The following is an 8,289-nucleotide window of genomic DNA, read 5'->3' as shown; positions in this document are numbered from 1 at the left end:
CGCCGGAGGAGGAGTTGGTGGCGGTGTGGTTCCAGCCGCTCTCGTGGGTGACGATCTTGTTGAAGGCGTTGTACTGGGCCGTGTCCGGGATCATCCGGTGGGCGATCGCCTGGGCGGAGGAGGCCGACGTCGTGCTGGCCTGGGCCGGGACCGCGGCCAGCGCCAGACCGGCGGTGGTGGCGGCGAGGGCGGCGACGGTGAGGGCCTTCTTCGGGCTGGCGATGCGGCGGATGACGGAGACGGACACAGAGAACCTCGTTCTTCGGGGACAGGGGGTCGCTCGCTCGCCGGGGGACCGTGTGGTGCGTTGGTCCTGGCATGCGGAGGCACCGTGACCCCTGGGGGCCGTGGTGCCTGGCGACGTCCTCAAGACAACCAGCCCCGACCGATGTCCGCAATGACCCTTTTTACTAGTTGTGGCCGCATTGGGATGTTTGCCGGTTCGTGTGAGCTGGCTCTCAATTCGCAGGTCAAGGCATGTGTGCGCGTCTAAACACGTCCCTTTTCATCCGCTATCACGGGTAGTAGGTGACGTGGGTCATGTGGGGTGCTTCACCGATTCGGCCACGTTGTGTGCGCAGGGATTCACCGTGCGGGCAGGGCGGGTGTGACCGCGGTTTCGGGGACGGTACGGTGCGTGGCCCGGAAGTCGCTTCGTGCGACGTGACGTGGTGCGTGGTACAGCGCGATGGGGTGCTGTGCCCTGTGCGCCCTGCCGGAGCGATGGTGCGGGCCCGAGCACGGGGCGGCCGGGCGGGCCGCACCGCTGACGTAGGCTCAGCCGGTATCCGCCTCGTAGAGAGTCCGCCCGGGTGACCGTCGTCGTACCGCCGCCACGTCCTGTCGGTGGGCTGCTGCATGTCCAGCAGCTCGCCCGTGTCGAGGACGGCGAGCGGCTTCACGCGCTGCTGTGGAGAGCGGGCGACGGCTGGCGCATGGTCTCCAGCGCCGTGCTCGGCGGGGGTCTGGGGGAGCGCGCCTGGGTCCTGAACGCCCAGGTGTCCCACGGGTATCGGCGCACCGACCCCGACCGCCACCTTGCCGGGCTGGCCGACGCCGCGGGCGCGCGCGGGACAGGGGTGGGACTGATGACCGCGGCCGATGTCACGTCGTACGGTCTGGCCCACGACGGGGGCATCGATGCCGTCGTCACCGCGGGTCTCGGAGTCCGGGGATGGGCGGCGACGCCCGGCGAGGGCAGCGCGTTGCCGGCCGCCCCGGGCACGATCAACATAGTGGTTGCGCTCCCGGTGCCGCTGACGGACGCGGCTCTGGTCAACGCGGTGGCCACGGCCACCGAGGCGAAGGTCCAGGCGCTCGTCGAAGCCGGTTACGACTGCTCGGGTACGCCGACCGACGCCGTCTGTATCGCGGCACGCACCGTGCGCGGCGGCGAGGAGGCCCACGCCTTCGCCGGCCCGCGCTCGGTGTGGGGTGCCCGGCTGGCGCGGGCCGTCCATGCGGCCGTAGGGGCGGCATCGAGCGCGCCGTGAGGGCGCCGAGGCGCGTCAGGCGGCTCGGGGACACCCTCCGTCATCATCGTCCCGTCAGGTCATGACGCTGTGAGCCTGGCGTTCCGGCGGCCAGCAGGCGGCATTCAACTCGCGTACACCCGGTTTCAAGATCCTTCCGCCAGAGTTCCGCCTCGTGCCTACCTCACACTCACGTGTCAGCGCCGCCTCCCTCTGTGCTGTGGCTTTGACCTTCTCAGGATTGCTCGTCACGGGACTGGTCGCCGCGCCGCCCGCGGCCGCCGCCGACCCGGCCGGCTACCAGAACGTCCGGATCAACGAAGTCACCTCGTCCGGCAACGACACGGTAGAGCTGTACAACGCCGGCTCCGCCTCCGTCAGCATCAGCGGCTGGAAGATGTCCGACGACAGCTTCTCGCAGCAGACCTTCGCCCCGTCGTCCCCCACGATCGCGGCGGGCGGCTTCGTCACCTTCAACTCACCCAAGGGGCTGGGCGATTCCGACAAGCTGGTGATCTACACCTCCGGTGGCACGGTGGTCGACCGCGTCGAGTGGGCCACCGACAAGGCCAAGCCGGCGATGGCGCGTTGCGGCGGCGACGGCACCGGGGCGTGGGTGACCACGACCACCGCGGCCACCTTCGGCGCCGCCAACGCCCCGGGTTGCCCGTCGTCGATCTCGGCGGCGAGCAAGGTGCGCGTCAACGAGGTCACCTCCGACGGCGCGGACACCGTGGAGCTGTACAACGGCGGCACGAGTGCCGTGAGCATCGGTTCGTGGAAGTACGTCGACAGCGACACCAGCCACTCCGCGGCCACGGTCTCGTCCTCCTCGCCGAGCGCGACCAGTATCCCCGCAGGTGGCCGCGTCACGTTCAACTCCACCCTTGGACTGGGTGACAGCGACTCCGTCTTCCTGCTCGACGGCAGCGGCAACACGGTCGACTCCGTGACCTGGACGACCGACGGCGCCAAGCCGTCGGACGAGCGTTGCACCGACGGCGCCGGCTGGTTCCAGACCGCCGTGACCGCGACGCTCGGCAGCGCCAACTCCTGCTCGGGCAGCGGCGGTGGCGGCACCGGCGGCGGTGGCGGGCAGACCGGTCAGTTGCTGGGCGGAGGCGGCTCGCTCACCAGCGGCTGCACCCCCGAGGCGCCCAGCGGTACGGGTTCCACCCCCTCGGGCACCCTGGCGTGGCCGGGCGGGCTGGACGTCACGATCGCCGACAACGTCTGCGCGTTCACCACGTCCACCGGCCCCGAGGGCCGTGACGTGAGCGGCCTGGCCTTCGACCCGTCGAACCCGTCCGTGCTGTGGGCGGCCAAGAACAAGAACTGGCTGTACAAGCTGATCAAGAGCAACGGGCTGTGGATCCCCGATGCGTCGTGGAGCGCGACCGGAAAGCAGCTCCGGTTCTCGAACGGTTCCGGCCAGCCGGACTCCGAGGGCCTGACGGTCGGCGGCAACGGCCACGTCTACGTGACGTCCGAGCGCGACAACGCCAACAACACGGTGCCCAAGGACACGATCATGGAGTTCGACCCGGCCGCGACCGGCTCGACCCTGACGCCGGTCCACCAGTGGGACATGACCTCGCAGTTCCCGCAGCTGAACACCGGCAGCAAGGACGACGCGAATCTGGGCTTCGAGGGCGTCGGCTACGTCCCGGACAGCTGGCTCACCGCCAACGGCTGGGTGGACCCGCTCACCGGTGCTGCGTACAACCCGGCGAACTACCCGCTGCACGGGTCGGGCCTGTTCTTCGCCGGCCTGGAGTGGGACGGTTCCCTGCACGTCTACGGCCTCAACTCCGACGGCACGTTCACCACGTTCGCCACCATCGCGACCGGCAGGTCCTCGGTGATGGACGTGACGTACGACGCCGGAACCCAGCGCATCATCGCGACCTGCGACAACACCTGCGGTGAGACGCACACCTTCATGAAGGTCAACGCGAGCGGTGCGATCGTCCCGGACGTGACCTACACGAACCCGGCCGTCATGCCGACCGACAACCTCGAGGGCTTCGCGATCGCGCCGACGTCGACGTGCGTCAGCGGCTCCCGCGAAGCGGTCTGGTCCGACGACGGCATCTACGGCTCCGGCTCCGGGACGTCCGCATACGGGCACGCGCTCTACAGCGGAACTTTCCCCTGCTGAGTGTCGCGGCCGAAGCGGCACGGCCGGGCGTGGCGCCCGGCCTCCGTCCGAGGCGAGACAGGGGTCGTTGAGGCCCCGCAGCGGTACACGACGGTGAAGCTCCCGGCAGGCGGGGTGACGGCCACGACGCCCACGACCGCCGGGAGCTTCACCGCACGCTGTTTTCGATCTTGTGGACCGGTTCTGGCCCTGCGGCCGGGCCGCGGGGCTGGTGTGCTGGAGGTGTGCCGGGACCGCCCGGCCGGCGGGATCGCCAGGCCGCAAGGACCACCCGGCACGCTTTCACCCGCAATCTTCGTCCGGAAGGTGCACACCATGTCCACGCAAAACACCGCCAAGCCGTTGCAGGGCCGTGTCGCGGTCGTCACCGGAGCCTCCAGCGGTATCGGTGAGGCGTCCGCCGAGAAGCTGGCCGCCCTCGGCGCGCATGTCGTCGTCCTGGCCCGCCGGGCGGAGCGGCTGGCCGACCTGGTCGCCCGGATCGAGAAGGACGGCGGCAGTGCCACGGCGATCGCCGCCGACGTGACGGACAAGGCAGCCCTCCAGGTAGTCGCCGACCGGGTGGCGGCCGAGCTGGGCGGCGCCGACCTGCTGTTCAACAACGCCGGTGTCATGCTGCCCGCCCCGGTCGAGGAGCTGGCCACCGACCAGTGGCAGCAACAGATCGACCTCAACATCACCGGCCTGATGAACGCCATCGGCGCCTTCACCCCGCAGCTGGTCGAGGCCGCCGCCGAACGCGGCGTGGCCGACCTGATCAACACCTCGTCGATCGCGGCGCAGAACATCTTCCCGAACTTCGCCGTCTACTCGGCCACGAAGGCCTACGTCAGCCATCTCTCCCGTCACCTGCGTGTGGAGCTCGGCCCGAAGAACGTGCGGGTGGCGGCGGTGGAGCCGGGCATCGTCGGCACCGAGCTGCAGGACCACGTCACCGACCAGGGTGCCCTGGACTGGCTGGAGAGCTCCAAGGAGACCATCGAGTGGCTGACGCCGCAGGACGTCGCCGAGACCATCGGCTTCATCGCCATGCTGCCGCCGCGGGCGAACCTCCAGCAGATCACGATCATGCCGACGGCTCAGGCCTCCTGAGCCCGGCCGCCGCCCGGAGATCCCACGCCCGGCCCCAGGCTGTGTCGGCTACGGCGGGTCGTGCCGTCGTCCGGGTTTCAGAGAACGGTGATCGTGCCGCCGCGGAGTGCGGCGATGTCCAGGGCGATGACGGCGGACGTTGGCAGACCGACGGCACATCGAAGCTCCGGCCGAGATCAGTCCCTGGGCGGTGTCGGCTCGTCCAGCTTGAAGCGTCGCCGGATGTCCGGGCGGTCGAGCAGCTTCGGCGGGTAGCCGGGGCCGGGGCGCGGCGTGACGTCCCTCCAGGTCATCGGCGCCTTGCAGTGGGAGCACACCACCTCGCCGTGGGCGTCGTGGCCGCAGGTCTCGTGACGGGTGATCATCGGTGGCCCCGCCTCGTCCGACAGCCAGCGGTCGCCCCAGTTCGTCATGGCCAGGATCACGCCGTAGAAGTCGCGGCCCGACTCGGTCAGCAGGTATTCGTGGCGCACCGGCTGGGTCTCATGGACCTGCTTCTCCAGCAGTCCCGCCTCCACCAGCCCGCGCAACCGCTCCGACAGGGCGTTGCGGGCGATGCCCAGCTCCTGCTGGAACTCGTCGAACCGGCGGATCCCGCAGAACGCCTCCCTCAGCACCAGCGCGGTCCACCAGTCACCGAGCAGATCCATGGTCCGGGCCACCGAGCAGGGCCAGTTCGCGAACGACGTACGCCCCATGCCCCGATGGCACGAGCCGACCGGCTACGCACATGGCTCCGCACCCGCAACATCACACCGCGCATCGCGCGCCGGGGCCTCGAGTCCTCCCAGCGCCTTGGCCGGCACCGTTGGACCGTGGAACGCACCGTGGCATGGCTGTCCGGGTGCCGCCGCCTGCACCGACGTTACGAGCGCAAGGCCAACCACTCCCTGGCATTCGCCGGCATCGCCGCGGCCCTGATCTGCTACCGCAGGCTGACAGCCTGACCGGTGAGGCCTCCGAGCTGGGATGATCCTGCTGCAGAGACGACACATCAGCGAGGAGCGCCATGACCGACTACCTGCCCGCAGTCATGGCGATGCTCGGCCCGACCCAGAACCGCTACGAGGACCCAGCCGCCTGGGGCCGCCTCCACACAGAACTCGGCATCCGGCTGCCGACCGACTACCAGACCCTCGTGGACGCATACGCTCCCATCCGGCTCAACGGCCACCTCACCTTGCGCCACCCGGCGACCACTCGCTGGAACCTGGGCGACTGGATGCGGGACACGGCCCGTGCCTGGTCCGAGACTTCCTGGGACAACCTCGACCCGGACGAGGACCCGCGCCTACTGTTCGGACTCGCAGACTTGAGCTTCGGTACCCCCAATGGACTGTGGCCGATCACCAGCACCGACCGAGGCGAAACGCTGTTCCTCACAGCTGCGGACGGAACGTTCGCCGGGATCCTGGTCGAAGACGGCGAAGGCGGCTGGGCACGGTACGACATGAGCTTTGCCGAATGGCTCTATCGCTACCTCATCGGCGAAGACATGGCCGGCCCCAACACCTCAGCCTTCTACCCCGGCCCCGTGCAACTGTGCCGCCTCCCGATGACCGCCGACGAACGGCCAGAACCCTGGAACGGACCCGAGCGCGGCGTGTAACCCTGCCGGCCACGCCAGTCACAGATACCCACTGCGTCACGTGGAAAGCCAAACGGGACGACCACTGATAAGTCACCGAGTTCCCGAGTCGGGACCTGGCGGACAAGGTCTACGACGCGCTCAGATGCCGCTTCGACGCACTTCTCGCCGAAACCGGCGTGGACACCCGCGGTCGAACGAGCACCTCAGGGGTGCGCAGTGTGCAGCCGCGAGGCCGGTAGGGGTCTGTCAAACGAGCGGCCCTGTCTCACATTCGGTGGTGACGCAGAGTTGTGAGGGTCGTTGATATCCGTGTGAGGGACGTCAACGAGCTTGTACAGACGGTGTTTTCGGGGCTGTCGCCACTGATCATCGAGGCTGTGGTCGACGAGGGCGAGCGGGTCGTGGTGCGGGCACGAACTCCGCAGGACACTGCGGTCTGTCCGGTGTGCGGGGCGCCGTCGGGACGGGTGCACGGTTATCACTGGAGGACGGTGGCCGACGTACCGGTCGACGGCCGGCGGGTGGTGGTCCGCGTACGGGTGCGGCGTCTGGTGTGTCCGACACGCGGCTGCCGCCACACCTTCCGCGAGCAGGTGCCCGGAGTCCTGGAGCGATACCAACGCCGCACAGCCCGTCTGGCCAGCCAAGTCAAGGCCGTGGTCAAGGAGTTAGCGGGCCGGGCGGGAGCACGCTTGCTGGCGATACTCGCGGTGGGTCTGTCGCGTCACACGGCCCTGCGCGCCCTGTTGCGTATCCCGTTGCCGGCCGGGCGGGTGCCCCGCGTGATCGGCGTCGATGATTTCGCTCTGCGCCGGCGTCACCGCTATGCCACCGTGGTGATCGACGCCGAGACCCATGAGCGGATCGACGTGCTGCCCGACCGGACCGCCGACACGCTGGAAGCGTGGCTGCGCGAGCATCCGGGCGTCGAGGTCGTGTGCCGGGACGGCTCGGCCACGTATGCCGAGGCCGTCCGCCGGGCCCTGCCTGACGCGATTCAGGTCGCCGATCGCTGGCACGTGTGGCACAACCTGTGCGAAGCGGCCCTGAGCGAGGTGAAGGCACACAGCAAGTGCTGGGCCACCGCGCTGGGCGCGCCCCTGTACGACGGCCCCCGCGCACAGACCACCCTGGAACGCTGGCACCAGATCCACGCCTTGCTCGACCAGGGCGTGGGCCTTCTCGAATGCGCCCGCCGCCTGCAACTGGCCCTGAACACCGTCAAACGCTACGCCCGAGCCGATCAGCCCGAGCGGATGCTCCTCGTCCCCAAATACCGTGCCAGCCTCGTCGACCCCTACCGCGAGCACCTGCGCATACGCCGGACGGAGAACCCAGCCGTGCCCGTCAAGCACCTCTACGAAGAGATCAAAGCCTTCGGCTTCACCGGCTGCCTGAACCTCCTGCACAAGTACATCAACCAGGGCCGCGCGGACGCGGACCGCAGTCATATCTCCCCGCGCAGGTTCGCCCGGATACTGCTGACCAGGCCCGACAACCTCAAGGCCGAGCATCACGAGCTGCTGGCCAAGCTCACCGCTGCCTGCCCCGAGATGACTCAACTGGTCGCTCTCATCCGGGGCTTCGCTCAACTTCTGAAGCCTCACGCCGGAAATGCCGACGTGCTCACGCACTGGATCGTCCAGGCCCGCGCCGTCGACCTACCCCGTCTCCACGCCTTCACCCGGGGCTTGGAACGAGACCGCGACGCCGTGAACTCCGCGCTCACACTTCCGTACAGCAACGGCCCCACCGAAGGCGTCAACACCAAGACCAAGCGGATCGCGCGCCAGATGCATGGACGAGCAGGCTTCACCCTTCTACGCCACCGCATCCTCCTCGGATAGCGACACCCTCTGCTCCCACCGAATGTGAGACAGGGCCGAACGATTTACAGTCCCGCCGGTAGCCGGGAGATGGGTTCCCTTCCCTTTTCTGCGGTCGGGGCGGAGGTTTCCGTCCGTAAGCGGTTG

6 protein-coding genes and 2 pseudogenes are annotated in these 8,289 nt (G+C 69.0%); 6 read left to right on the top strand and 2 right to left on the bottom strand.

Translation table 11 applies throughout. The annotated features are described in order from the left end of the window. Window positions 1-247: pseudogene (locus tag ACZ60B_RS27830) on the bottom strand (lytic transglycosylase domain-containing protein); the annotation flags it as partial. A 565-nt stretch (window positions 248-812) separates the two neighbouring features. Here ACZ60B_RS27830 and ACZ60B_RS27825 point away from each other — a divergent pair. From ACZ60B_RS27825 to ACZ60B_RS27815, 3 genes are all read left to right on the top strand, one after another. Further along, window positions 813-1,493 (top strand): adenosylcobinamide amidohydrolase, encoded by a 681-nt coding sequence (locus ACZ60B_RS27825; protein ID WP_469391566.1) that lies wholly within the window; start codon window positions 813-815, stop codon window positions 1,491-1,493. A 199-nt stretch (window positions 1,494-1,692) separates the two neighbouring features. After that, on the top strand, window positions 1,693-3,633 hold the full coding sequence (locus ACZ60B_RS27820) for a lamin tail domain-containing protein (RefSeq protein WP_469391564.1): 1,941 nt from the start codon (window positions 1,693-1,695) through the stop codon (window positions 3,631-3,633). A 315-nt stretch (window positions 3,634-3,948) separates the two neighbouring features. Further along, window positions 3,949-4,725 carry an SDR family oxidoreductase gene (locus ACZ60B_RS27815; RefSeq protein WP_469391562.1) on the top strand — a complete coding sequence of 259 codons (777 nt, stop codon included), beginning with the start codon at window positions 3,949-3,951 and terminating at the stop codon, window positions 4,723-4,725. Window positions 4,726-4,901: 176 nt separating this feature from the next. On the opposite strand, the gene ACZ60B_RS27810 is transcribed toward ACZ60B_RS27815, so the two are convergent. After that, on the bottom strand, window positions 4,902-5,423 hold the full coding sequence (locus ACZ60B_RS27810; protein ID WP_469391559.1) for a winged helix-turn-helix transcriptional regulator: 522 nt from the start codon (window positions 5,421-5,423) through the stop codon (window positions 4,902-4,904). A gap of 24 nt (window positions 5,424-5,447) precedes the next feature. On the opposite strand from ACZ60B_RS27810, the pseudogene ACZ60B_RS27805 reads away from it, so the two are divergent. From ACZ60B_RS27805 to ACZ60B_RS27795, 3 genes and pseudogenes are all read left to right on the top strand, one after another. Further along, a pseudogene (locus ACZ60B_RS27805) lies at window positions 5,448-5,672 on the top strand (transposase); the annotation flags it as partial. Between the two features lie 62 nt (window positions 5,673-5,734). Further along, entirely contained in the window at window positions 5,735-6,334 is a 600-nt protein-coding gene (locus ACZ60B_RS27800; RefSeq protein ID WP_469391557.1) for an SMI1/KNR4 family protein, read from the top strand. A 293-nt stretch (window positions 6,335-6,627) separates the two neighbouring features. Next, entirely contained in the window at window positions 6,628-8,163 is a 1,536-nt protein-coding gene (locus tag ACZ60B_RS27795; protein WP_469391555.1) for an ISL3 family transposase, read from the top strand. Window positions 8,164-8,289 lie beyond the last annotated feature (126 nt).

This window comes from Streptomyces sp. NPDC104096, from assembly GCF_055584385.1.
This window is presented reverse-complemented; position numbering and strand designations above follow the sequence as displayed.